Annotated in this window: 21 protein-coding genes; 10 read left to right on the forward strand and 11 right to left on the reverse strand. The window is 58.7% G+C overall.

Annotation, left to right across the window (positions count from 1 at the left end; genetic code table 11):
- Nucleotides 1–191: 191 nt before the first annotated feature.
- Nucleotides 192–752, reverse strand: coding sequence for an HdeD family acid-resistance protein (locus RGAI101_RS19855; protein WP_008230148.1), 561 nt, complete (start codon nucleotides 750–752; stop codon nucleotides 192–194).
- A gap of 148 nt (nucleotides 753–900) precedes the next feature.
- Nucleotides 901–1,485, reverse strand: coding sequence for a hypothetical protein (locus RGAI101_RS19860; protein ID WP_008229958.1), 585 nt, complete (start codon nucleotides 1,483–1,485; stop codon nucleotides 901–903).
- A gap of 198 nt (nucleotides 1,486–1,683) precedes the next feature.
- Between RGAI101_RS19860 and RGAI101_RS19865 the strand changes: the two genes are divergently transcribed.
- The 8 genes from RGAI101_RS19865 (at nucleotide 1,684) to RGAI101_RS19900 (ending at nucleotide 10,277) form a co-directional block, all read left to right on the forward strand.
- The gene (locus RGAI101_RS19865; protein ID WP_008230045.1) at nucleotides 1,684–2,811 is read left to right on the forward strand and encodes an MHYT domain-containing protein; all 1,128 of its coding nucleotides are present in this window, start codon (nucleotides 1,684–1,686) and stop codon (nucleotides 2,809–2,811) included.
- Nucleotides 2,812–2,977: 166 nt separating this feature from the next.
- Nucleotides 2,978–3,832: an FAD binding domain-containing protein gene (locus RGAI101_RS19870; RefSeq protein WP_008229976.1), complete on the forward strand. Its 855-nt coding sequence runs from the start codon at nucleotides 2,978–2,980 to the stop codon at nucleotides 3,830–3,832.
- Between the two features lie 11 nt (nucleotides 3,833–3,843).
- Nucleotides 3,844–4,335 carry a (2Fe-2S)-binding protein gene (locus tag RGAI101_RS19875; protein ID WP_037230354.1) on the forward strand — a complete coding sequence of 164 codons (492 nt, stop codon included), beginning with the start codon at nucleotides 3,844–3,846 and terminating at the stop codon, nucleotides 4,333–4,335.
- Nucleotides 4,332–6,746, forward strand: coding sequence for an aerobic carbon-monoxide dehydrogenase large subunit (locus RGAI101_RS19880; protein WP_008229887.1), 2,415 nt, complete (start codon nucleotides 4,332–4,334; stop codon nucleotides 6,744–6,746). The genes RGAI101_RS19875 and RGAI101_RS19880 overlap by 4 nt, the downstream gene beginning before the upstream one ends.
- A gap of 39 nt (nucleotides 6,747–6,785) precedes the next feature.
- Nucleotides 6,786–7,664, forward strand: a complete 879-nt coding sequence (locus tag RGAI101_RS19885; protein ID WP_008229894.1) for an AAA family ATPase — start codon at nucleotides 6,786–6,788, stop codon at nucleotides 7,662–7,664.
- A complete protein-coding gene (locus RGAI101_RS19890) occupies nucleotides 7,661–8,848 on the forward strand; it encodes a vWA domain-containing protein (protein WP_008230011.1) in 1,188 nt (395 codons plus the stop codon). The genes RGAI101_RS19885 and RGAI101_RS19890 overlap by 4 nt, the downstream gene beginning before the upstream one ends.
- Nucleotides 8,845–9,705 (forward strand): XdhC family protein, encoded by an 861-nt coding sequence (locus RGAI101_RS19895; RefSeq protein ID WP_008229982.1) that lies wholly within the window; start codon nucleotides 8,845–8,847, stop codon nucleotides 9,703–9,705. The genes RGAI101_RS19890 and RGAI101_RS19895 overlap by 4 nt, the downstream gene beginning before the upstream one ends.
- A gap of 119 nt (nucleotides 9,706–9,824) precedes the next feature.
- Nucleotides 9,825–10,277: a CoxG family protein gene (locus tag RGAI101_RS19900; protein WP_008229989.1), complete on the forward strand. Its 453-nt coding sequence runs from the start codon at nucleotides 9,825–9,827 to the stop codon at nucleotides 10,275–10,277.
- Between the two features lie 31 nt (nucleotides 10,278–10,308).
- Here the strand turns inward: RGAI101_RS19900 and RGAI101_RS19905 are convergent, their stop codons facing one another.
- Nucleotides 10,309–11,226 carry a 3-hydroxyacyl-CoA dehydrogenase NAD-binding domain-containing protein gene (locus tag RGAI101_RS19905; RefSeq protein ID WP_008229907.1) on the reverse strand — a complete coding sequence of 306 codons (918 nt, stop codon included), beginning with the start codon at nucleotides 11,224–11,226 and terminating at the stop codon, nucleotides 10,309–10,311.
- Between the two features lie 121 nt (nucleotides 11,227–11,347).
- On the reverse strand, nucleotides 11,348–13,183 hold the full coding sequence (locus RGAI101_RS19910) for a type I secretion system permease/ATPase (protein ID WP_157044763.1): 1,836 nt from the start codon (nucleotides 13,181–13,183) through the stop codon (nucleotides 11,348–11,350).
- Nucleotides 13,184–13,443: 260 nt separating this feature from the next.
- Between RGAI101_RS19910 and RGAI101_RS19915 the strand changes: the two genes are divergently transcribed.
- Nucleotides 13,444–15,645 (forward strand): right-handed parallel beta-helix repeat-containing protein, encoded by a 2,202-nt coding sequence (locus tag RGAI101_RS19915; protein ID WP_008229968.1) that lies wholly within the window; start codon nucleotides 13,444–13,446, stop codon nucleotides 15,643–15,645.
- Here the strand turns inward: RGAI101_RS19915 and RGAI101_RS19920 are convergent.
- The gene (locus RGAI101_RS19920; protein WP_198133748.1) at nucleotides 15,563–17,017 is read right to left on the reverse strand and encodes an O-antigen ligase family protein; all 1,455 of its coding nucleotides are present in this window, start codon (nucleotides 17,015–17,017) and stop codon (nucleotides 15,563–15,565) included. The genes RGAI101_RS19915 and RGAI101_RS19920 overlap by 83 nt on opposite strands.
- 190 nt (nucleotides 17,018–17,207) lie before the next feature.
- Between RGAI101_RS19920 and RGAI101_RS19925 the strand changes: the two genes are divergently transcribed.
- A complete protein-coding gene (locus tag RGAI101_RS19925; protein WP_037230357.1) occupies nucleotides 17,208–19,301 on the forward strand; it encodes a hypothetical protein in 2,094 nt (697 codons plus the stop codon).
- Here RGAI101_RS19925 and RGAI101_RS19930 read toward each other — a convergent pair.
- The 6 genes from RGAI101_RS19930 to RGAI101_RS22520 all read right to left on the reverse strand — a co-directional run bounded on the left by RGAI101_RS19930 (nucleotide 19,285) and on the right by RGAI101_RS22520 (nucleotide 24,750).
- Nucleotides 19,285–20,376, reverse strand: coding sequence for an acyltransferase family protein (locus RGAI101_RS19930; protein WP_254655322.1), 1,092 nt, complete (start codon nucleotides 20,374–20,376; stop codon nucleotides 19,285–19,287). The genes RGAI101_RS19925 and RGAI101_RS19930 overlap by 17 nt on opposite strands.
- Nucleotides 20,373–21,770, reverse strand: coding sequence for an oligosaccharide flippase family protein (locus RGAI101_RS19935; protein WP_008229967.1), 1,398 nt, complete (start codon nucleotides 21,768–21,770; stop codon nucleotides 20,373–20,375). Before RGAI101_RS19935 ends, RGAI101_RS19930 begins: the two co-directional genes overlap by 4 nt.
- A gap of 4 nt (nucleotides 21,771–21,774) precedes the next feature.
- Nucleotides 21,775–22,446, reverse strand: a complete 672-nt coding sequence (locus RGAI101_RS19940; protein ID WP_008229932.1) for a class I SAM-dependent methyltransferase — start codon at nucleotides 22,444–22,446, stop codon at nucleotides 21,775–21,777.
- A complete protein-coding gene (locus tag RGAI101_RS19945) occupies nucleotides 22,436–23,362 on the reverse strand; it encodes a glycosyltransferase family 2 protein (protein WP_037230361.1) in 927 nt (308 codons plus the stop codon). Before RGAI101_RS19945 ends, RGAI101_RS19940 begins: the two co-directional genes overlap by 11 nt.
- A gap of 68 nt (nucleotides 23,363–23,430) precedes the next feature.
- Complete coding sequence (locus RGAI101_RS22515; protein WP_302621191.1) at nucleotides 23,431–24,078, reverse strand: HlyD family efflux transporter periplasmic adaptor subunit; 648 nt, start codon at nucleotides 24,076–24,078, stop codon at nucleotides 23,431–23,433.
- Nucleotides 24,079–24,093: 15 nt separating this feature from the next.
- Entirely contained in the window at nucleotides 24,094–24,750 is a 657-nt protein-coding gene (locus tag RGAI101_RS22520; protein WP_008230101.1) for a biotin/lipoyl-binding protein, read from the reverse strand.
- Between the last annotated feature and the right edge of the window lie 470 nt (nucleotides 24,751–25,220).

Genomic DNA, 25,220 nt, shown 5'->3' on the forward strand with positions numbered 1-25,220 from the left:
GTCTCAGGTTCCTGCCAAAAAGGCTCGTATTGCAGTTCTAATGTAAGACGTCCACGTCATCTGGGTCTCCCGATCTTTAAAGAAGACTGCTTTGGTGCAAAAAAGTAAAGGAATACCGAAGGATATCTAGCAATAGGTATCAATTTGGCCACGGGTCCGCCGGGCTGCGTCCAGGGTGAAAACATCGCCTTTCAGCGCGGCATGACAGCGGCCAGCAGGACAAGGGCTATGCCGGAAGATAACAGGTCAATTCCCAATAGAATACCCAGCAAGACAGTCGATGCCTCGGGTAGAATCGCAAAGATCAAAGCGGCCAACCCGACGCTGATCAGACCCGACACCAAAACCCAGCCCGCCCCCTTAGTCCCGCGCATGTCGAAAGCGAACGCGCTTTGGGAAAGACCGGTCAGCAACAGGATCGCCGCAATCAGGAACGTCAGCGTCACCAGCCCTGCTGACGGAAAAAACAAAAGATACAGTCCGGCGCACAGCGGGAACATCCCCGCCACCAGCATCCAGACAAAGACCCGCGTTCCCTGAAAGGACAATGCCATGAGCACGGCAAGAAGGCCGCCGAACGTCAGCACAGCCCCGATCAGAAAATCCACCGCATAGGAACTGACGACCGGCATGATGATGGCAAGGATGCCAAGCACGATCATCAAGACGCCGGTTCCCGACAATCGCCGTCGCCAGTGCTGGATGGCGACAACGACGGGTCTGTGCGGGGTTGCGGGATATTGGCGGTCCATTTGGTGTGCCCTTGCTCTCTCTTGAAGTGGTTGATTGCCAGTCTGTGCTATGATGGTCAGATTTGGGCTGTCATCGCGGCCTGAAAACGCCGTGCCTGCGTTCCCTTTCGCGAAGTCCTTTCGGCCCAAGCTTCGACGGTGCCACGCATCATTCGCTCCAGGCGTGGACATGTACGTCGTGTCCCGAGTGTGCTTTCATGATCTTGACCGCAAGGTCTTCCCGTTCCTTGTCACGGGTGCGGACCCACATCAGAATGCCGCCGTGCCGGATCTGGTTTTCGTAATATTCCCTGTGATGCTGCCCGGCCCGTCTGGCAAGCAGGGTCCCGATGACGGCGGCGGGGCTTCCTCCGATGGCGATGGCGGCGATCGACGCGGCCAGGGTGCTTGCTGGCGTCAGCAGCGCCGTCATGGCAATCGCGGACCCCACGAAAAAGAAACCGCCGGCAATGGCCCCTTCAAGCTCTCCGATGGCCTCCTCCGAGACAAAATTCGCACGTGGGGCCTTCGGGTCATCCTCAAGCTCGGTGGCGCGCCAATACGCCCGCCCAAGCTTTTCCTGCAACGCTTCCTGGCTTCCCAAAAGACTGATGTCCGAATGGTGAAACCCGACTGCGCGCAGATCATAGAATGCGGCCTGCTGGGCTTCGAACGTGTCAAACACGCCGACAGCTTCGGGAATGTTGATGTAGGTCGTCTTGTGCTCTTTCGGTTTTGTCTCAAGGTCGGCCATTCCGGTCTCCGGCGTGTGCGCAATGGGTGTCGCCGTTAACTATGCGTCCCATGGGGATCACCGGATTGAGATGTATCAAGAGGGGCGGCGCAAATTTGCCCGATCATCAATGATAGGATGATCTGGTCGCGTGGCGCAGGTCTGGTCATCTGACGTATGATATAATTGCAAACGTCTGCCGCCGCGCTAAAAAGGGGCATGTTGGAACACGGTCACAATATCTACCTCATTGTCGCAGCGCTGGCGATCGCGGTGATGTCGGGATTCACGGGCCTGTCCCTGACGCAAGGCGCATCGGCGATGGGGGTGGCGCGCCGCAAGCTGGTCGTGTCCATGTCCGCCATCGCATTGGGAAGCGGCATCTGGTCGATGCATTTCGTCGCCATGCTTGGAATGACCTTGCCTGTCGCATTCCACTACGACGCGTTGGTCACGATGATCTCGGCATTGGTGGCCATCCTGCTGACCGGCATCGCGCTGCTTCTGGTGCATTTCGGCGCACGGACCGGGGTGCGGATCACCTTGGCCGGTATCTGTGTGGGGGCCGGTATTCTGGCGATGCACTATATCGGCATGTCGGGCATTCAGGAGGTAAAGCCCGTCTATTATTCGGCCTTTGGCGTCGGTGTAGCGATTGTCGCGTCTGTCCTGCTTTGCGTTGTGTCGTTCTGGATCAGCTACGGCCACCGCGAAAGCCGCAATATCCTGACCGGCACGTTGGTGTTCGGGATCAGCGTCGTCGCCGTTCACTTCATCGCGATGGCAAGTACGCATTTCGTCAAGATCGACGGTGCCCAGTCAACCGGCTTGTGGATGAGCAACGAAGTGCTGGCCTTCGGCGTAACCCTGTCGTCCTTCGTGATTTCCGGGGCCTTTCTGCTTGTCGGGGTGACCTTTGCAGCCGGGTTGGGCAAACCGCAGGATGATACCCGGATGCGCCAACCTGTTGCAGAAGACCCTGGTGCCAGCGCCCCTGCCCTGTCCCAGCCGCAGATCATCAGAATACCCTATGAAAGCGACGGGCAGGCCCATTTCGTGCAAAGTGAAGATGTCGCCGCGGTTCAGGCCGAGGGGCGGTATACCTATCTTTATCACCCGTCGGGTCGGTTGTTCTGCCCCTGGTCCATTTCCACGATGGAAGCCAAGCTTGCCGACACCCGGTTTGTGAAAGTCCACCGCAGTTATCTGGTCAACACCAACCACGTCACCAGCTTTCAGCGCAAGAAAGACAACGGGGTGTGCTTCTTTGAGCAGGCACCGCATCTTGATCACGTCACCGTCAGCCGGTCCTACCTGAAACAGGTGCGTGAACGCCTCGGCGTCTGACGAACCCGCGAAACAGGACCAGCAGATTGCTGCGGATGCATACGCACCTCGTGCGCATAATTCGCATTTCGTGCACCGGGCATCGCGCCTGAAACCTTAGTCATAGCACCATTTGCGACCTGTCCTTTTCAATACCGCCAAGTACCGGCGTCAGGGAGGACAACGTATGATACCAGCAGCATTTGAATACCATCGACCCTCGGATATCGCAGGCGCGTTATCCGTGTTGGCCGAACATGGAGACGAGGCGCGCGTGCTTGCAGGGGGGCACAGCCTGATCCCGATGATGAAGTTGCGCATGGCCGATGTCCCGCATCTGATCGACTTGCAGGATATCGCAGACCTCAAGGGGATCACGATTGACGGCGACACGGTAACCCTTGGCGCGATGACAACGCAGCACGAACTGATCGCCGACGAGGCGCTGTTTGCGGCCTGCCCGATCATCCGAGAAGCGGCGCTTCAGATCGCAGATCCGCAGGTCCGTTACATGGGCACAATCGGCGGCAACGTGGCGAATGGAGACCCCGGAAATGACATGCCCGGTTTGATGCAATGTCTTGATGCACGCTTTACCCTTGTCGGTGCGGACGGAACGCGGTCTGTCGCAGCGCGCGATTTCTATGAATCCGCCTACATGACCGAACGGGACGACGAGGAAATTCTGACGCAGATCACGTTTTCCGCCACCGGCGCAGGCTATGCCTACGAAAAGCAAAAGCGCAAGATCGGGGACTATGCCACCGCCGCCTGTGCCGCGCTGATCACCAAGGATGGCGACAAGGTTGCAACCGCGGCCATCGCGATGACGAACCTGAGCGATATCCCGGTCCTGTCAGAAGCTGCCGCCGCCGCATTGGTCGGCACATCCTGTGACGCAGACGCCGTGAAAGCCGCCGTTGCAGCCGCGCTCGAAGATATCGACCCGACCGAAGACAATCGTGGACCCGTGGCATTCAAGATGCATGTCGCCGGGATCATCATTTCACGCGCGATCACGCGCGCTTGGTCAGGGGCATAAGAGAGAACATCATGACAAAACAAATGATTACGATGACGGTGAACGGCGAGAAGAAAGAAGTCCTGGCCGAACCGCGCGAACTGCTGATCTATGTCCTGCGTGAAAAAATGGGCATGACAGGCCCGCATGTCGGCTGCGAGACGTCCCATTGCGGGGCCTGCACCGTCGAGATTGACGGGAAGTCCGTGAAATCCTGCACCATGTTCGCAGCGCAAGCGCAAGGTGCCGAGATCACGACGATCGAAGGGCTTGGCAGCCCGGATAGCCTGCATGTCTTGCAGGAGAGTTTCAAAGAACATCATGGCTTGCAGTGCGGCTATTGCACGCCGGGCATGATCACGCGCGCCCACCGGTTGCTGCAGGCAAATCCGAACCCTACCGAAGAAGAGGTCCGGTTTGGGATCGCGGGCAACATCTGCCGCTGCACCGGCTACCAGAATATCGTGAAATCCATTTTGTCGGCTGCTGCTGAACTGAATGCAGCCAAGGAGGCGGCACAATGAAGGACGAAGTCACACGCGAGGAACGCGTAACGAACCTCAAGGGGCTGGGCTGTTCACGCAAACGGGTCGAAGACGCACGTTTCACCCAAGGCAAAGGCAACTACGTCGACGATATCAACCTGCCCGGCATGTTGACCGGCGATTTCGTCCGCTCGCCCTACGCCCATGCCCGCATCAAGTCGATCAACACCGATGCCGCGATGGCCTTGGACGGCGTTATCGCGGTCCTGACCGCCAAAGATCTTGAACCGCTTGGGCTGCACTGGATGCCGACGCTGGCGGGCGACAAGCAGATGGTACTGGCTGACGGCAAGGTTCTGTTTCAAGGTCAGGAAGTCGCCTTTGTCGTCGCCAAGGACCGCTATATCGCCTCTGATGCGGTTGAACTGGTCGAGGTGGATTACGAAGAACTGCCGGTCATCGTGGACCCGTTCAAATCGATGCAGTCAGACGTTGTATTGCGCGAGGATCTGGACCCCAAGGCACCCGGTGCGCACGGCCCTCGCAAGCATCACAACCATATCTTTACCTGGGAAGTGGGCGACGAGGACGGCACGAACGCCGTCATAGATGACGCTGATATCGTGGCCGAAGAATCCATGTATTATCACCGCACCCACCCCTGCCCGCTTGAACCTTGCGGGGCTGTGGCAAGCATGGACAAGGTCAACGGCAAGCTGACGCTTTGGGGCACATTCCAGGCACCGCATGTGGTGCGGACTGTTGCGTCGCTGCTGTCAGGGATCGAAGAACATAACATCCGCGTGGTGTCCCCCGATATCGGGGGCGGTTTCGGCAACAAGGTTGGCGTCTACCCCGGCTATGTCTGTTCAATCGTTGCGTCCATCGTCACCGGCGTGCCCGTGAAATGGGTCGAGGACCGGATGGAAAACCTGATGTCCACCGCCTTTGCGCGGGACTACTGGATGAAGGGTAAAATCTCGGCCACCAAAGAAGGCAAGATCACCGGGCTGCATTGCCATGTGACCGCCGATCACGGTGCCTTTGACGCCTGCGCGGACCCGACGAAATTTCCCGCGGGCTTCATGAACATCTGTACCGGTTCCTATGACATCCCGATCGCCTATCTGGGCGTTGACGGGGTCTATACCAACAAGGCGCCCGGTGGCGTGTCCTATCGCTGTTCGTTCCGCGTGACCGAGGCGGTGTACTTTATCGAACGGATGATCGAGGTTCTGGCGATCGAGATGAACATGGATGCGGCAGAACTGCGGCGGATCAACTTTATCAAGAAAGAGCAATTTCCCTACAACTCGGCGCTTGGCTGGGAGTACGACAGCGGCGACTATCACACCGCTTGGGACAAGGCGCTGAAGGCGGTCGATTACGAAGGGTTGCGCAAGGAGCAAGCCGAACGGGTCGCCGCGTTCAAGGCAGGCGAAACCCGCAGCATCATGGGGATCGGCCTTAGCTTTTTCACCGAGATCGTGGGGGCCGGACCGGTCAAGAACTGCGATATCCTTGGCATGGGCATGTTCGACAGTTGTGAAATCCGCATACACCCCACGGGGTCTGCGGTGGCACGGCTGGGGACGATCAGCCAAGGTCAGGGGCATGCGACAACATTCGCGCAAATCCTCGCCTCCGAGATCGGCATTTCAGCCGACAGCATCACCATCGAGGAAGGCGATACAGATACGGCCCCTTACGGGCTGGGCACCTACGGGTCGCGGTCTACGCCGGTGGCGGGCGCCGCTGCGGCGATGGTGGGGCGCAAGATCCGTGCCAAGGCGCAAATGATCGCGGCCTATCTTCTGGAAGTGCACGATGACGATGTCGAATTCGACGTGGACCGTTTCGTGGTCAAAGGCGCGCCCGAGCGTTTCAAGACCATGAGCGAAATTGCCTATGCTGCCTATAATCAGGCCATTCCCGGCCTCGAGCCGGGGCTTGAAGCGGTCAGCTATTACGATCCGCCCAACATGACCTATCCCTTTGGGGCCTATGTCTGCGTCATGGATATCGACGTGGACACCGGTGTGCCGACCATCAACCGCTTTTGCGCACTGGACGATTGCGGCACGCGGATCAACCCGATGGTGATCGAAGGTCAGGTTCACGGTGGACTGACCGAAGCCCTAGCTGTCGCGTTGGGCCAGGAGATTGCCTATGACGACATGGGGAATTGCAAGACCGGCACGCTGATGGACTTTTTCCTGCCGACCGCATGGGAGGTGCCGAATTACGAGACCGATTTTACCGTCACCCCGTCACCGCATCATCCGATCGGGGCCAAGGGCGTCGGTGAAAGCCCGCATGTGGGGGGCGTGCCGTGTTTCTCGAACGCGGTGCAGGAAGCGTTCCGTCCGTTTGGCAACCGTCACACAAATATGCCCCATGATCATTGGCGTATCTGGAAGACGGCAAACGATCTTGGCATGCACGACTGAAGAAAGGGCGGGGCATTCCTGCATGCCCCGCACATTACCATGACATCTTGGAAAACCCTTCAGGCAGCGCTGGCTGGCACCGGATATATCGCATCCGATGATCTGGCGACTGCATTGCACATCGCGATCACCCTTGGCCGGCCCCTTCTTTTGGAGGGCGCGGCCGGCGTGGGAAAAACCGAAATCGCGCGCGCCCTTGCGACCGTGAAAGAGACGCAGTTGATCCGGCTGCAATGCTACGAAGGTCTGGATGCGTCGCAAGCCATTTACGAATGGAATTACCAGCGGCAACTGCTGTCGATCCGCGCGGCCTCCGAAGCAGGTGAAACGGGTGCAGCTGTCGAAGCCCGGATATTCTCCGAAGACTACCTGCTTGAGCGCCCGCTGCTGAAAGCCATCCGCCAAGAGACGCCCCCCGTTCTGCTGATCGACGAAATCGATCGCGGGGACGAGGAATTCGAGGCCTATCTGCTTGAGGTTCTGTCGGAATTCCAGATCACCATTCCCGAACTGGGCACAATCACCGCAAAGACGCGCCCCTTGGTAATCCTTACGGCCAATGGCACACGCGACCTGTCAGACGCGCTGCGCAGGCGCTGCATCTATGCGCATGTCGATTACCCTGATCGCCAGACAGAGCTGGCAATTCTGGCGTCCCGATCCCCGACCACAGAAGCGCATCTGGCCCGGCAAATTGTCGGGTTTGTCCAGAAACTGCGCGAAGAAGAGCTGGAGAAGGTACCGGGCGTCGCCGAGATGCTTGATTTTGCAGCCGCCCTTGCCGGGTTGGGGATCAAGGATCTTACCGCTGATCCGGATGTTCTTCTGGCGTGCCTTGCGACCCTGCTGAAAACGCAGTCAGACCGGGCCGCCGTCCCGATCGAAGTCGCGGCGCGCATCGCAGGGAAAGCAGCATGAGCAAGGTGACGCGTTTTGCAGCAGCCGACCCCGGTCCGGCAGCACGGGTATCGGGCTTCATGGCGCATCTGCGTGAACATGGCTTCCGTCTTGGTGTGGCCGAAACCGAAACCGCCTTGCAGGCGCTGTCCTGCGTGAACCCTATCGTGCCATCCGACGCGCGACTGGCGCTCAAATCCGTCTGCGCGGGGTCTGTTGAAGACATTGCGCAATTTGATCTGCTGTTTGATGCCTTCTGGATGGCCGAGGGGCGGGTATGTCAAAAGGTCGTGCCGACGGACCACGTCAAACCGATCGAAAACACCAAAAGTTCGCGTACGGATACTACTCAAGCCACGCAGGACACAGGAGCTGTCCACGCGCCGGAGGACGGGGCGGAAGGCAGTGAAAGCCATTCAGAAGGGACAGGCAAACTGGTCGCGTCCAAAGTCACCAATCTGATGAAGAAAGACCTGCGCGAACTGGTATCCGCAGAAGATATCCGCGCGGCGGAACTGGTCGCGATCCGGCTGGGAAAGGCGCTGAAAGACCGCAGATCACGCAGACGCAAGGCCGCGAAAAGGGGCGCGTCAATTGACCTGCGCCGGACCATGCGCCAAAGCCTCGCGTCGGGGGGCGAACCCTTGCGCCTTGCCAGACGGACGCGCCCCGACCGGCCTTTGAAAATTGTCACTCTGTGCGATGTCTCCGGGTCGATGATGGACTATGCGCGACCGTTCCTTGCCTTCCTTGCGGGCCTGATGCGCGCAGATAGTGCCAGCGACGCGTATTTGTTTCATACCCGGTTGGTGCGGATTACAAATGCCCTGCGCGACGATGATCCGCTGCGGGCGTTGAACCGGATTACACTGTTGGCTGATGGCTTTGGCGGCGGGTCCAAAATCGGCGCAAATCTTCAGCAATTTGCCGACAGCTATGCGCGTCATTTCGTGGATGGTCGCAGCGTCGTGATCATCCTTTCGGATGGCTATGACAGCGAAAGCCCCGAGGTGCTGGGAACCGCCTTGGCCAAGCTGAAGCGGCGCGACTGCAAGATCATCTGGCTCAACCCGCTGAAAGGCTGGAAAGGCTACGAACCTGTTGCCAGGGGCATGGCTGCTGCCTTGCCACATCTTGATGCCTTTGCCGCCGCGACAACGCTGAACGATCTGGCGGCCCTCGAACACACGCTGGCGCGGTTATGACGCTGTCGCACTCTGAACACTCCCGGCTCGAGGCCGAAATGAAAGCGCTCAAGGCCAAGGGTGTGCCCTTTGCCATGGCCACCGTGGTGCGGACAGTAAATGCGACCTCGGCAAAGCCCGGGGGCAAGGCGCTGTTGGATCTTGAGGGTAAAATCCTGATGGGGTGGGTCGGCGGCGGCTGTGCGCGCGGCGCGGTTGGCAAGGCCGCGCGTGAGGCGATCAGGACAGGCGAACCTCAATTCATCTCGCTGCGGCCTCAGGAATTGCTGGAGACCGAAGGCGTGGTCGCAGGAGACATCCGCGACGGTGTGCGTTTCTCGCGCAACGGCTGCCCGTCACAAGGAACGATGGACGTGTTTGTTGAACCGGTCCTGCCGCTGCCCGAACTGGTGATATGTGGCACGGGGCTGGTGGCGTTAGCCCTCGCGGAACTGGGTGCACGCTTCGATTTCAAGGTGTCGGTCCACGCTGCAGAAGACGTTGAAACCGACGCGGATGCCCTGCGGGGATTTGATTTTGAGACCCGTGATTATGTCGTGGTTGCGACCCAGGGCCAAGGGGACAAAGACGCATTGCGCGCCGCCGTCAGTGGCGATTGTCGCTATCTGAGCTTTGTCGGGAGCATCAAAAAGTTCGACACCATCGCGGCCAAGCTGATTGCGGAAAACCCTGAGCTTGAACGCCCCCTCGCACAGGTGAAGGCCCCCGCCGGTCTGGATATCAACGCGATTACCCCCGATGAAATCGCAATGTCGATCCTGGCTGAAATCACCCAACTTCGGCGCGCGAACCTGACGCACAGGGCCGCACACGAGGGTGAAAACCGGACAACCGCGACACAAGGTTCACACCAATGACCCGCATCACGACACTCATGCGGACCCTCCGCAATCGCATCTTTCCCCCGATGACCAAAGCGCAGGCCGAGCTTTTGGCCACGATCAAATACCCTTGCTGTTGAGAATAGGAATGACCAATGGAACTTAAAGACGAGATCATCATCAATGCACCCCGCGCCGTCGTCTATGCAGCGCTGAATGACCCTGAAATCCTGAGGGAATGCATTCCCGGCTGCGAAGAGTTGATCAAACATTCCGATACGGAGCTGGAAGCCAAGGTCGTGCTCAAGATCGGCCCGGTGAAAGCCAGATTCAGCGGCGACGTCACGTTAAGCCCGGACGCCCCACCGGAGCGGTTTTCGCTGACTGGCACAGGCAACGGCGGCGCTGCGGGCTTTGCGAAAGGCGGGGCCGAAGTAGAGCTTGAGGAGCATCCGGAAGGGACCTTGTTGCGCTACAACGCTTCTGCAGACATCGGCGGCAAACTTGCCCAGTTGGGCAGCAGATTGATCCAGAGCACAGCCAAGAAACTGGCGGCAAAATTCTTCAAGAAGTTTGCAGAAACTGTCAGCGAACACGAAGTCAGCTGACGGCAAGGTCGCCTTCGCCGGTCAATGAAGTTCAGCGGCGCGCCTTGATCGCAGCGATCAAGGCGGCGTCACGTTCCCGTTCGAGGGTTGGGATATCACGGCCGGCCGCCTCTGCTGCGACGCCTTCCACAAGGGCCTCGCGCACCTCGGCAGTAAGGCTGGGTGACCCCAATGACGCCCACCGGCGTTCCTGGCTTGGCCCAAGATGCGCCAGATAACCCGCCATCCCCCCTTCGCCGCCGCCCAGATGATAGGCCATGTGTGCACCGATCGCTGACCAGCGCAGGCCGGGACCGTTTACAAGGGCTGCGTCGACCGCGGCCACATCGGCGATGCCTTCGGCCACCATGTGCACCGCCTCGCGCCAAAGTGCAGAGGACAGGCGGTTGGCAATGTGACCCGTCGCGTCCTTGTTCATCCGCACCGGGACACGGCCCGCAGCGCGGTAAATCGCCTCTGCCCGGTCAAGCCGGTCCATGTCTTGCCCGTAGGTTTCAACCAGCGGCACCAGATGCGGCGGGTTGAACGGATGCGCTGTGATCATGCAGGCGGGGTTCGCCAGGCCCGGTGCCAATTCGGACCAGGTAAGGGCAGAGGTTGAGGAGGCAAGAATCGCGTCGGCGCGCATCAGTGGTTCGACTTGTCGATACAGATCATGTTTGAGAGCCAGATTTTCGGGTGCATTTTCCTGCACCAGATCGGCCCCCGCGACGACAGTTTCCAGATCATCCGAGACTGTCACGTTGCCCAATGGACCGGCATCTGGCGCGATATCAAGGAGTTGTGCCAGAGGACCTGCCATCCGATCGGGAAGCTTCACCAATGCCTCTGGCGTTGGATCCCAAACGCGGACAACCGCGCCATGATGTGCAAATAACGCAGCCCAACACGCCCCGATCAGGCCCGCGCCCAGAATAGCGATTTGATTTTGTTCAAGCCCTTGGGTCATGACGTCCTCCCTGTTTTGTGGGCGGACAGTCGCATTGGCCGGGCAGCTTGGCAACTTGTGACCGTATCGCCTGGAGGGGATGTATCAATTGGCGCGATTTTTTTGACCGCGCAAAGATGTCTCAAAGGGTACCGACGCCTCCTCTCGCGTGTGGCGGATGGAGGGGCGGCCGTGCGCCGTTCGGCTTGATCGGGGTCGGTCCGGTAGTCCTGACCATGGGGGCCACGTTCGCGCCACCCAATACGGCCTCTTTTGTATCAAACCGGACCATGCGCCCGTTTTCCAGGATCATGATCTTGTTCATTGCCGAAATCGCACTGGGTCGATGGGCCATGACGATAACTGTCGACCCCGCCGTGCGAAGTTTCATAATGGCGGCATCCAGTGCATCATCGCCGTCACCGTCAAGATGGGCGTTCGGTTCGTCGAGGACCAACAGTTTGGGGCAAAACAACACGGCACGCGCCAAACCAATGCGTTGCACCTGCCCCCCTGACAACGGCGTACCGGACGCGCCACCGACCTGGCTGGCGTAGCCATCTGGCAAAGCGTTTATCAGGTCATGGACGCCCGCCAGCTGTGCTGCTGCAATCACGTCCGCGTCGGATGCAGCAGGGTCGAACCGCGCGATATTCTGACTGATGCTGCCGGGCAAAAGATCAATGCGTTGGGGCAGATACCCGATGGCGCGGCCTAGAATACCATCTTGCCATTTGGTCAGGGAAGCCCCGTCAAGCTGAACCTCGCCTTGATCGGGTTGCCACGCCCCGACCAAGACCCGCGCCAACATCGACTTGCCCGCCGCAGATTTTCCGATGACACCCAGACCATCGCCGGGGGCCAAGTCGAATGAAATTGATTGCAGCAGTGCTTTGCGCATCTGGGTCCCGCGTTGCGGTGAAAACTTGGACAAGGATTTGACCGCAATGCGACCCGTTGGTTCGGGAAATTCCACCAACTGAGGATCGGCACCGATCTGGGCGAAGAAATCGCGCAAAATTCTATTGGCAGCCACAGCGGTGCCGATGGCACGCCACTGACCGATCACCTGATCGATCGGCGCAAGCGCACGGCTGGACAGGACAGAAGACGCGATGATCATGCCCGCTGAAATCTGGTTTTGCATGACCAGTACCGCACCAACGGACAGAATTGCCGACTGGAGCAAAAGGCGGAATGTCTTGCTGAAAGCGGATATCACCTCGGATGGGTTGCTCGCGTTCTGATGCAACGCCAGCCGTGTTTCGTGCATGGTTTTCCAATGGTTCCCCAAGTTGTCATGCATGTGCATCGCGGTCAGCACCTCGGCACTTTGGCGGCTATGCCGGGAGAATTCCTGCAATGTGTTGTTCTGGATGGCGGCCTGTTCTTGCCATTTGCGTGTCAAAACCCGCCCCAAAATTGCGGCGATCCCCGCCACGCACGCGCCCGCCAACACCATCATGCCAAGCCACGGATGAACCAGAAAAAGCGCCGCGAGAAATATCGGGACAAAGGGCAGGTCGAACAGACTGACAGCTGTCGGGCCGGATAAAAACTGTCGTAACATGCTGAGCTGCCGTAGCGGTTCCGGGCTGGCTGACTGCGGGGGCAGGCCGGACTGAACCCAGGATTTATAGCTGGGCTTGCCAAGGGCTACATCAAGGCGGATCGCGATACGCGACAAAAGCCGCTGCCGCAGAAAATCAAACAGACCCAAAAAGAGATAGAGAATAACGACGATTGTAAAAAGGCCAGCCAAGGTCACCATCGAGCCACTGGAAAGCACGCGGTCATAGACCTGCAACATGTAAACTGATCCGGTCAACATCAGGACATTGACCAGCCCGCTCAGGATGAAAACCATGGCAAAGCCTGTCCGCTGATCCTTCAGCGCATCAAGGTATGTATTAGACAGGACATGATCGGCCATGCTGACGCGGCTCCGTTTATGGGCATCACCAGTACGAAACTGCATACTGAATTTGCATCAGGGTAGCGTCGAATTCTTTCCAATCGTCACCTCTCTCGGGATAATCACAGGGTTTGTACCTAAAGTTTTGCATATTCCCGGAAGGCATTTGCGTGCGGCACTGGCTTGGCAGGGACCGAAAGCGTCAAAATCCTTCAATTTATAGGTAAGAACCACACACCTGCCCGGTTTCGGCCCAGAGAACCGAACAGTCACAGGTCAGACCGACCGCAGCGATATCAATACTGCGAAGACGGGAATGACCCATGGGCGTAACCATATCGGTGACAAGCCGCGACGACCTTTATGACACCCTAAACCAGGTGCGTGGAGGCGAGACTATCTTGCTGGTGCCTGGACACTACGGTGCCTTGACGATGAACGGTAAGACCGGGTTTCCCAACCGCTTCGATCCGCCTTTGACCCTCACCTCGGCCAACCCCGACGATCCCGCGATTTTTGACTGGATGGATATCCATGGCGGGCAAAATATCACCTTGGACAGTGTAAGGTTCGACTATGCATATCAGGCCGGTCAACCGGATCACATCCGCCCGTTCGAGATCAACGACAGTCGCGGTATCGAAATCAGAAATTCCGTCTTTTCCGGCGATCGGGTGCTGGAAGGTGTCGCATCGGACGACGGTTTCGGCCACGGCTACGGGCTTTCTGTGCGCGACAGCCGGCAGGTTACCATCGAAGCAAATGATTTCCATCATTGGGGGCGCGGCGCGATTTTCAGCCAGTCGCACGGGGTCATCGTTCGGGCCAATGACATTCATCATGTCCGCAGTGACGGGTTGAACTTTGCCGAAGTGACCGGCGTTCTGATCGAAGAAAATCACCTGCATGATTTCAGCGCCGCTTATGGATCGCAGGACCATCGGGACATGATACAGTTCTGGACCAACGGCACGGACAGTCCCAGTGCCGAGATTTTGATCAGGCACAACCGGCTGGACATGGGCCAAGGGTCCTTTACCCAGTCGATATTCATGCGCAACGAAGCCGTGGATTCCCAAGATGCGACCGATGCGATGTATTATCGAAATGTCACGATAGAAGAGAACAGCATTTATAACGGACACTTGCATGGCATCACGGTGGGTGAAACCGATGGGCTGACCGTAGGGCGCAACAGTTTGATCGCCGTTCCCGATCCGCAGAATGAGGGGCAGAATAAAACCGCGCTTTGGGTGCCTGCGATCACTGTCGCATCAGCGTCCAGAAACGTTTCGATCAAGGGTAACTTGACCAACCAGATCAACGGGGAAAACGGGCAGACCGATTGGCAGGTGCAGGACAACACGATGATCCAGAACCTGGTCCCCACGATGCCCGGTCATTACGACGATCTGTTTGCAAGCTCCTCGATGGACAGAGGGTCGAACGGGCATCACTTTATTCCCCTCGCCGGTACACTGGTGGATAGGGGGACGACAGAAATGAATTCGGGGTTTGCATTTGGTGAAATCGGCCCGCTGTTTCAGGTCGGGCAAGGGGAGAGCCTGAATACAAAGGTTTTCGATGCCAGTCTGACCGCGCAGATGTTGCACGATGCCGGGGTCGGTGATGCGATTTACACGTGGCATTTTTCAGACGGCACCACGGCACAAGGCCTGCGCGCCATTCGTCCTTTTGCCCAGGCCGGTTCGCATGAGGTCACCCTAAGCGTCATGCACCCCAGTGGTTTAACCTACGTCGCGCAAACCATCGTTGAGATACGGGGTGGCAAGCTGCTTTCGTTTGACAGCGGTGACGAGGGCGATTTTTTTGCGCATGGCTTCGGGCGATCGCATGGTTTGGACGTGATGGATGCGGTGCAAGACGATGGCTTGGTCCTGACAGGACACAACGCGGTCGCAACGGTAGACCGTGCCGCACTTGAGGGGTTGCGCGGCAGTGATGCGATGGCGTTGAACTTCAGCGTCCAAGGCACAGGCGCGGGCGATCTGTTTCGCGCGCACATGGTGTTTCAGGCCGTAGTGACCATCGGCGGGGCCATCCGGTTTCAGCTATATGATCAGGCGGGGAATAGTGCAGTTGTGACCTCGCGCGGGGTATGGGTAAATGACGATCTGCCCCACGATGTATCGGTCACGCTGAAGGATGGTATTCTTGACCTGAATATTGACGGCGTTCAAACTGCAATTGCGCGGTTTCCGGGCACATTGCCTGTGTCCGAAGGATGGGATTTGATCTTTGGCAATCCGTGGGGGCAGAGGGGAAATTTTGACGGTGCAATCGTCGCGTTTGACTTGGCCGCAGGGCCGGAATTGCCCCCCCTTGATCCGCTTCAGTTGGAGTTTTTGTCCCGTCAGGTCGATTTGCAACCTTCTGTAATCCCTGCAACCGAGGGGCTGGAATGGGGCAAAGGCATTGAATTCAACTACGGGGCTGGCGAGGTTCCGGATGGATCTGCTGAAGGTGACGCGCGTATGCCGGCACCTGACACCCTCGGGTTTTGAGGGTTGCGTCGCAATCGAGAAACCTTGAGAAAACAGGAGGCGGCACGTCACTGCGGGTCCATGGACCAGCGCTACGTCTGACAGTCATCTCTTGCGCGGCCTCTGCCGTGACCAGCCACATGCCGGCCCCAAAAAAGAAGAAGACCAGCGCATATACAGCCCCCCAGATATGCACCGTCGTGAGCGTGAAGGTCAGCCCTAGAAAGCAGAACATCCATGCCCGGCGCAGGTGCCACAGACCTGCATCCCCGTCCAACGACCGCCGCCCGATCCGCCAAAGCGCCAACAGATAGCCGACAGCGAGAAACGCAAACCCTGGAATGCCGTAACGCATTGTGATCAGCAGCCAGAAATTATCCACGCTGGGCGTATGCATCCAGACCGGTCGCACCCAATCACGCAGGCCCAGACCGAAAACCGGATTGGCCCAGACATTGACCATGCCCCATTCAAAAATGGTCGACCGCCAGTATGCGCTATGGGCGGAAAATGTCGCATAGCTCATGAACACTTGCAGCGGGGCGCGGTTGGAAATCATGTCGACGACACCATAGCCGACAGCAAACAGCGCCAAGAGGATCACCCATCGTTTCGTATTCGCCTGAAAGAGCGCGGCCCAGCTGATCAGCCCCAATTGCAGGGCAATCGCCAGAATTGCACCGCTTGACAGGGCCAGTAGTCCGCTAAGGCAAATCAACGCCGTGATGACGGCCCGCAGGCGCAAACCGTAGCGGTCTTTCAGCCCGACAAAGCAAAGGGCTGTGGCCAGCGAACATAACAAGCCCCAATGGATCGGATGCTCAAACGACATCTGTACCCGCTCCAGCCCCAGACGCCGGTCAATCGCCAGATCAATCGGGGTCGCAACCCCAGGCAATTTTTCGAATAGATCAAGAAGCAAGGCCTTGCCGGTCCACGCCTCGACCAAAGCGAGGGGAAAGCAAAGGATCACAAGGGCAGTAAGTGTCTGGATCAACGCGACAAAGCTTTGCCTGTCGCGGATATACGCGCGACCCAGCAAATAGCCACCTAAAAATTCCACCCCGGTGGCACCAGCGTTCTGGATCACCTGCGCCGGATTGTTGACTACCAAGGCAGCGATGATCCAGCAGAAATGCAGCACAAAGAACACATCGGTCGCCAGCAGCCTGCCATATTTTCCACGGATCAAGTTAACGCCAAGCGGCACAATCATCGCGATCAGCAGCAGACGCGTCGCCGTCAGATAAAGCGGCCCAAGCTGGAACCCAACGGGCAAAATGACAGCCACGAGATAGACCAGCACCGGCAGCGCCAAAGGCAGGCGCGGCTTGAGCAGCACAGGACTGTGCCTGTGTATCTTGGCAAAGGTGCTTGGTTCGGCAAGGCTCAAGATATACGGCCCTTGGATGACTGAGAGGGGTCAGAATTCAGGGTTGATGTCACCCCGCCACCAAACCGGCGCAGCCTTAATATTTCGTGAAAATTAACCAGGCTCACGGTGAATCATGCCTGAACGCAACGTGCGCAGTGCAGTGCTATATGCTGATCCACAAGAGATTTGGAACGAAAAGGGTCGGGCAATGCAAATGATGATCGGCGTAGGGATTGAACTGGGGCAGATTGCGAAAGGGGTGCAAAATACGCCGCCGGTCGTGCCTACTTCGCCGGTCTCCTATGTGGCAGACGATGGCTGGCAGGCGACCCATCCAGCGCCAAACGCATTTGATCCGGCCACATCCGACCCCGTGATCGTAACCCGCCAGGGCTTTGACGCGGGCGGCACCCCTATCACCGTCACGGATACGCTGGCGCTGACCACGCGCATCCGCCTGCCCTATCCGGACCAAGCCAGCTTGTCCGCCAATCAGATCGCCTTGTCCGACTTTGTCTATGCCGGCGACACGATTGAGGGCACGACAAACGCCAGCACTGTGCCTTACCCCAAACCGATCGCGATGTGGCTGAACCACGACCGCGAGCGCGCAACATCCGCTAACCATACGCTGCGTCTGGCAGTTGCCCATGCCCATGCGCGCGGTGGTCGTCCTGTTGCCGCAGTCAAGTTCATCCTGAGCGATGGGACGAACGAAGTTTCCCAGATCGTGTCAGCCATGAGCAGCATCAGCTACGCAGCCTCGGGGCTGACTGTTCCGCATTTCGCCGCCGATATGGACCTTTCAACATTGGACCAGGGGGCGCTCCTGACGGTGGACGCTGTGATCTACCCTTGGGTCGGTGCGGCATTTAGCATCTCGGTCGACGCGGACAGCTATCCGTCACCCAACCTGACAACCCTGCGCCTGCTTAATGACCGGACCGGGGAATATGGCACGGGCTTTGCCTATGTCGATGTTGCGACGGGCAGCGACGGGACCGGCGCGGTTTCAGCCGACGCGCCGACCGCTGCGACAACGCCCTTTGCCACCATCGCCGCCGCCGTCACCGCGATACGAGCGTTCAATGCAGCCGCATATGGCCGCAGCGATGACAGCGGCGGCGGTATCGTTCGGCTGACTGAAGGCGTGCACAATCACAGTGCTTTCAAAACGCAAGGCAGTGCCGTCGACATCCCCTTGGTCATCGAGGCTGCGGACCCGCTGAGACAATCCACCACTGTGCTGACCGATGCAGGTACCAGCACGTTCAACGGCATTCCCGCATGGCTGAAGCTGCGCAATATCACCTTGCGCAAAACCGGCTCAAGCGTCGTGTTTCTGGACAGTGGTGCCAATTCGGCAGACAGCCTACTGGTCACTGAAGGCTGCACTTGGGACGCAAATGCGACGAATTATTATGGTGCCTGGGTGTATCGCGTGGGCCGGATGATCCAGATTAATTGTGCGATCGGGGCCGGGGGCGATCCGCAGCAGGGCAACTTCTTTTCGACCGAAGCCATCATGGTCACCGCCATTGGCTGTGAACGCTGCGCGGGCACGATCACTTATCAGGCGGCGGGCTGTTCGGACCTGCCCGAATTCAATCTGCGTGATCCTTTGGGCAGCCGCCCGGCGATGGCGGGGGTGTTTCTGGGATGGAACGTCTTTTCCAACGGGACGACGTCAAACCCGATCGTCAGCGCCAGTGCCCCGATCGGTCCTCGCGGCATCGCCTTTGTCGGTAATATCGTCGAAAGCTGGGGCGCGACGACGAACGCAGCCATCCGCCTGAACGCCGACAGCGATACCAACCCCGCGCAGAATGTCGTGGTGCAGCACAATACCGTCATCGGAGAGCGCGCAAATATGCTTTATCTGGACGATACGGTGAATGTCGCAAAGACCGCCCATGCGCGCTTTAATCTTTTTCACCGCTTCAATGTCAAAAGCGATGTCTTTGCCAGCCAATCCGCGAATACCGGCAACTGGTCAGTCCGTTTCAAGGTGGGCTGGTCGCATAATGCCACCTTTGCGGGGGCCAACAACACCAGTGAATTCAGCGCGCTGTCCTGGCTGGGGGACATCCCCGCAGAAGGAGAAATCACCGGGTTTGATCCCCTTTGGCAAGATGACCGGTCCCATAGCGGGACCGATACCGGGGGCGGCAATTACACCCCCCTGCCCGGCTCTCCCGTACCCAAGGTCCCGTTGGGGCAGGCCGCCTATGCGACCGATCTGTTCGGCAACGCGATCACGGCGGGGCAATCCTATATCGGGGCGGTCACCACTGTCGGCTAAGCCGGTGCCGCCTGCCCGATCCCGCCCGCGCGAGAACAAGTGCGGGCCTCTCGACCCAGTGCCATGAAGCAACGGCGCAGATAAGCGTCATCGGCAGGGCCTGCGCTATGTTCAGCGCAGGCCCCATCGGCCCCCACAACCAGATCGCCAGCCCCTGCAGCGGGAAGGCGTAAATATAGATGCCATAGGAATAATCCCCAAGCCGATTGAACCGCCGCACGATGCCACGCGGCACGTGTCCCAGCCAGAATGCGCCATAGCTTAGCGCCAAAACCAACGTCGGATAGGCAAGCGCTGTTTCATGCGCAACAATCGCCGCGACAATCATCCCCACACATATCGGCAAAGACAAGACGACGCGGTCGCGCCAGACCCAGAACGCGACACCCACCACGAACGGAAGCGACAGATTGCGCATATGTGCGATGCTTGGATGAAGCTCGACCTTTGCCAGAAGTGGCGCGCACCAGACCAGCGTATAGATCACAAAGACAGCAAACATCGCGCGGCGGCGTATCAAAAGGCCAAGGACGCCCACGGCAAAGACCATGCCATAGCAGAGAACTTCGTAGACCAGCGTCCAGATGGACCCTTCGACGGTTGGGTAGGGAAATGTGTCGAACACGCCAGGCAGGCTGTATTGCAGGTTGACCAAGCCAAGATTTCGCAGAACGAACGCGCCCGTTTCAGGGTAAATCAGATAGGCAGCCACGCCCAGATCACTGACAACCGGTCCCATGACGAATGCCACAAAAATCAGGGAGACTGCCAGGCCGGGAAACAGCCGTGCCGCGCGCGCCATGGTGAAACGCAGTGCAGATTTCGACCGTTCGTAACTGCCGGCGATGAAAAACCCCGACAGCGCGAAGAAAATATAGACCGCAAGACTGCCAAGCGAATGGCCCATGCCAGCCTTCAAAGGCTCGATCGTTCCGGCCCCGCCGGTAATCGGCCACGCATGGGACACCAGGACCGCGATGGCCGCCAGAAACCGGATCAGGTTGAAGTTGTTGTCCTGCCCCTGCGCGACGTCGCCCAGAACGATGCGCGCGTTCAGCATTTTCCTTGCGCTCATCCTTCCTCCAGATGCCCGACGGCAGTTCTTTTGCGCAGATAGATATGGAAATCCGGCATCGCGAACCCCACCGCTGCCAACAGTGCCACCAGAGCTACGCCGACCTGCCAGTCGGTACCCTGCCCCGCCGTCAAACATGCCAGGGTGATCAGCACAGCGGCCACGCAAAGCGGTGCCAGCAAGGGGCGTAGCGCAACGCCTTGACGCGTCAGTACAAGCATCAACCCGATGATAAAGCCCGCTGCCTCGCCCAGCATGCCGATCCGGATCACGGTCATCACATCGCCGCCGCGCGCCACCACCAGCCACGCGACCGGCAACAAGGACACCCGCACGACATTCGCCAGCATCTCGTTTCTGGTCTGCGCAGCGGCAAGGGCGACGACCGCGCACCCCCCTTCAAAGACGCGAAATGCCTGAAGCGCCGCAAGCCACGTCAACAAAGGAATAGCGGCGGCATATTTGTCACCCAAAACCGATTGCAAGAATGGCCCTCCCGTCAGCGCTACCCCGACAACCATCACACAGCCCAATAAGATATGGCATTGCATGGTCGCCGTGGCGAGCGGCGCATAGCCGGCCCTGCCCCGCCAGGCCGAAAGCTGGGGCAGAAAAAAGCTGGTCGTTGTGCGGGAAATCACCAAAGCGGGCGTCAGGGTCAGCGACAACGCCATGGAAAACAGCGCCAGCACCTCAAGGCCCAAGGTGCGTCCGATGATGGCGCGTTCCCCGTTGAACACCAGAAACATCAACGCGCCGCTGATCATGATCGGCCAGCCAAACCGCAGACTGCGCAAGATCACCGCCCCGTCGAAACGCAGCAGATACCGCCGCCGCGCAAACAGGTGCGACACCAGCACGCCCAGCCCCATTTGAACCAGAATGGCAAACAGCAGCACGCGGTAATCGCCGAACAGATGACACAATGGGACCACCGCCATCAGCGATCCGACTGGCGGCAGAACGGCGACCATGACGCTGGGTCCGTACTGCATGCGGCGGCTGAGGCGGTGCAGGTCGAAATGGGTGAAACCTGACACGAAGGGCACCAGCGCAATCAGTTGAAACGCCCACAACGCCTGCGGGATGTCAAAAAACCACGCCATCGGCCCCGCCAGCGCAAACAGCAGCAGCGCATTGACCGCGCCACGCAGCACCGAAAACCCCTGAAGCGCGCCTTGAAAAGTGGGCTCATTGCCATCTTCGGTCTGGATCATCTGCTGTTGAAACCCAAGCGCCGATATCATCTCAATCATCGCCAAGGCCAGCAAAAACGTCGAGGCAATGCCGAAATCCTCGAGACTGATCAGACGCGACACCAGCAGGGTGCGCAGCATCATCAGCGCGGCGCTTGCCAGATTGCCCGACAGGATCACCCCGATGGAGCGGGTCACCGCCCTATCCCTGCTTGACCGAGCGGATATAGAACTGGATCGTCAGAAAGTCGTGGAACAGACCCAGCGTGAGCGTGTTGAACAACGTCTTCCTGGGTCCCTCAAAGAACTTTTGGAACACATCGACTTGCAAACTTCCACGTGACATCAGTGCCTTGGCCGTTCCGCCCACGAACCAGCGCAGATGCGTCCTGTCAAGAATGCCCCGCTCCACCAGTTCAAAACGCCCTTGGAACAGGAGCGGCCCCAGCAGCCTGTAGTTACGCACATTGGGGATGCTGGCAACGATCACGCCTCCGGGTACCAGCATATCAGACAGCCGGCCCACCACGGTCCAAGGGTCGCTAAGATGCTCAAGCACATCAAGGCACAAAATCACATCGAACGGCCCGCAATCGCGCGCAACCTGTTCCAGCAAGGATGGGTCCTCAAGGTCACCGCCAAAGGCGCGGTCAATCTGGGGCAGGCACGCGGTGCCGACCAGATCTACAACCGTCGCCCGCACGGCTTTGCCGGTGCTTTTCAGATAGGCTGAACTTGCCCCGATACCGCCCCCCACATCGAGCACGTTATTTTCCCCTTCAGGCACCAGTTTCAGCACCTCTGTGCGGACCAGCGCGTGATAGTCTTCACGCACCGCAAGGGGGATTTCCAATGCAGGGGTATCAATGCGCATCCGACGGATTCCAACGTTGTAAAAGGTGATCGGGGTCCATCCCCGCCAGCAACTGCGCCATACGCACCGCGCGGTACATCCGGATCCTGCAAAGCGCGCCAAACGCCAGCAAGCGGTTGCGCAGCCCGTTGATCCGTTCGGAGCTGGCAATGCGCGGCACTTCGGCAAGGGGCGACGGGATCAATGCTGCCGCTTTCAGCGCCCATTTCACGCGTCCCCATTTGCTGCGATGGGCGATCTGGTCATGCGCCAGTTGCCGATCCCATTTGGCCTGCAACGCGGCAAAAGACCTGCGCGCCGGATGAAATACAACCAGATCAGGCACATATTTAATGACATATCCAAGCCCACTGGCCCGTTGGCCCCAATCACGATCCTCGGCCACATGCAGCCCGCGGAATACGCCAACGGCGTCAAACACAGCACGGCGCACCACCATATTGCCGGTTCCGGTAAAACCTTCGCGGGCGATGTAACGGTCCATCCGGTAGGCGAAAACGCTTTCATATGCCTCAAGCGCGGTCAGCCGTGCGGGATTGTCAGGGGCAATCCGAACGTTTCCGCCGATAATCTGCGCCTTGTCATTCCGCATCTGGCGTTCTGCCACCCACAGCCAATCGGGATCGGCGATGCAATCCGCGTCGATAAAGGCCAGCACATCGCCCCGCGCTCGTGCAACACCAAGGTTGCGCGCCAGCCCCGGACCCGCAAGCGGCTGGTGCAGCAAGATCGCTGATCCGTTTGCGGCACAGATGCTTTCCGGCAGCCGTGCAGACCCGTTATCGACGACAATCACCTCGTCCGGAGGCCTGCGCCCGGCGCGCAGCGAGGCCAGACAGCGGCGCAACTGGTCGGGCTGGTTCAAATGTGGGATCACCACGGAAATGCGTAGGGGCACAGGGGGCTGAATGTTCATGAACCCTTAAAATGCCAATTAGGTAAATTTTTTCCTAATTTTACCGCTTCAATCCGGTGAACCCTGCTCTATTCACGAAACCCACGCCGCAGATGTGTGGTGATGGGCTCCGTCAAGTAGCTTAGCACCGTGCGTTCCTGGGTTTCCAAGAATGCCTCAACCGGCATACCGGGCAAAAGATGCGCGGTTTCGGGAAGACGGGACAGTTCCTTTTGCGGCACCTCAAGAGAGACGCGGTAGAACGACTGGCCCGACTGGCGATCGTCGACCGCCTCGGGGGAAATCGCGCGCACATGGCCGACAAGTTTCGGGGTCGTCTGCTGATCAAACGCGCTGAATACGACTTGGGCGCGCTGGTTTGGCCGCACCCGGTCGATGGACTGGGGGGGCACCCGCACCTCGAACTCATACCCGGCGTTCTGCGGTACGATGTCCAGCAAGGTGCCGCCCGGCGCGATGACCCCACCAAGGGTCGTCACTTGCAACTCGTGGACCACCCCATCAGACGGCGCGCGAATATCCGTACGCTCAAGCTGGGCCTGTCGCGTTACAATAGACAGCGCCAGTTCTTCGATCTCGAGGGTCACATCACGCAGATCGGTTACCACCTGTTCCTGAAAGCGCCGTTCCTCCTGAAGCGAATCGCGTGTGATTTCGCGCGCCCGGTTTCCAAGTGCTGCCAGTTCGGCCTGCCGCCCGGCAAGTTCCCCCCGCAGGGCCGCGTGGGCGCGTTAGGTGTCGGACAGTTGCTGCCGTCGGGCCAGCCCCTTGCCCTCCAGCGACCTAAGGCTTTCAAGGTCAAGCGCGAGGTAGATTAACTGCTGTTCTATCGCGTTGATCTGGTCGGAGACGCCGCGCTGCTGCGTCTTGATATCCTCCACGCTGCCAGCAGCTTGAGCGCGTCCACCACGGCGCATTTCAGCACGGGCGGCAAAGATTGCACGCTGGCCTGCTTCGGCCTTGGTCATGTCAAGATTCAGCGTGCGGATGGTGCCTGACAGATCGGCATACTCAAACGCCAGTGTCGCGTCCCCTGCCCTTTCAGCCTCAAGCCGGGCACGCAGGGCAAGCGCCGCAGCAAGACGGCTGCGCGCCATATCAAGGTTGATTTGCAGCAGCGTCGGGTCCAGCCGCGCCAGAATTTGCCCCGCCTGCACCGCATCCCCGTTCGCGACCGCAAGATCCGCGATCACCCCGCCGTCCAGGCTTTGTACCGTTTTCGGCTTTCCGGCGACGTCAATCTGGCCGTGTGCGGCAACGGCACCGCTGATCCGCGTCGTCGCGGCCCACCCGCCAAGCACGGCGACAAGGATCGCCGCCCCCAGACCACCAGCCAGAAAAAGACGGCCAAGATCGGTCTGAGGGCGCAGGGGAACATTGGCAGTCATAGTCGTTTCCTTTACTCAACCAGGGCCCTCAAACAAAGAAAACCCTTACAAATGAGCATCGTCAGAGAGATGTGGCAGCTTAAAGGCAGCAACGGGTCAAATACGTGCCGCGCGTGGGCGGTACAGGGATCGCCGAACGCAGTGCCTTTGAGTAAATCAGAAGGGATTTTAGAGGGAAAATGGCCGTGTCGTCTGCGTATTTAGTATATTATTACTGTTCAATATCAGTGGCTTGCTAGATTTTCGGCAGCCTCGCATGCTTTTTATTGATGTACGATCGTCCCCCTGAAATTCTGACTATTAATTCTGTCTTGGGCAGCAGGAAACCTGTCGCCATAATCCGGCGAATTTTAGCAAAATTAAGGCAACAGGCCCTTTGCCACCGTCCAATCACAAGTTTGATTTCGCGCATGGGTTGCGTTAATATTGTCTTGAAATAAAGCTGCCTGTTCACCTTGCTTGAACACTCA

It is taken from the genome of Roseobacter sp. GAI101, assembly GCF_000156335.1.
In the GTDB taxonomy this organism is placed as follows: domain Bacteria; phylum Pseudomonadota; class Alphaproteobacteria; order Rhodobacterales; family Rhodobacteraceae; genus Sulfitobacter.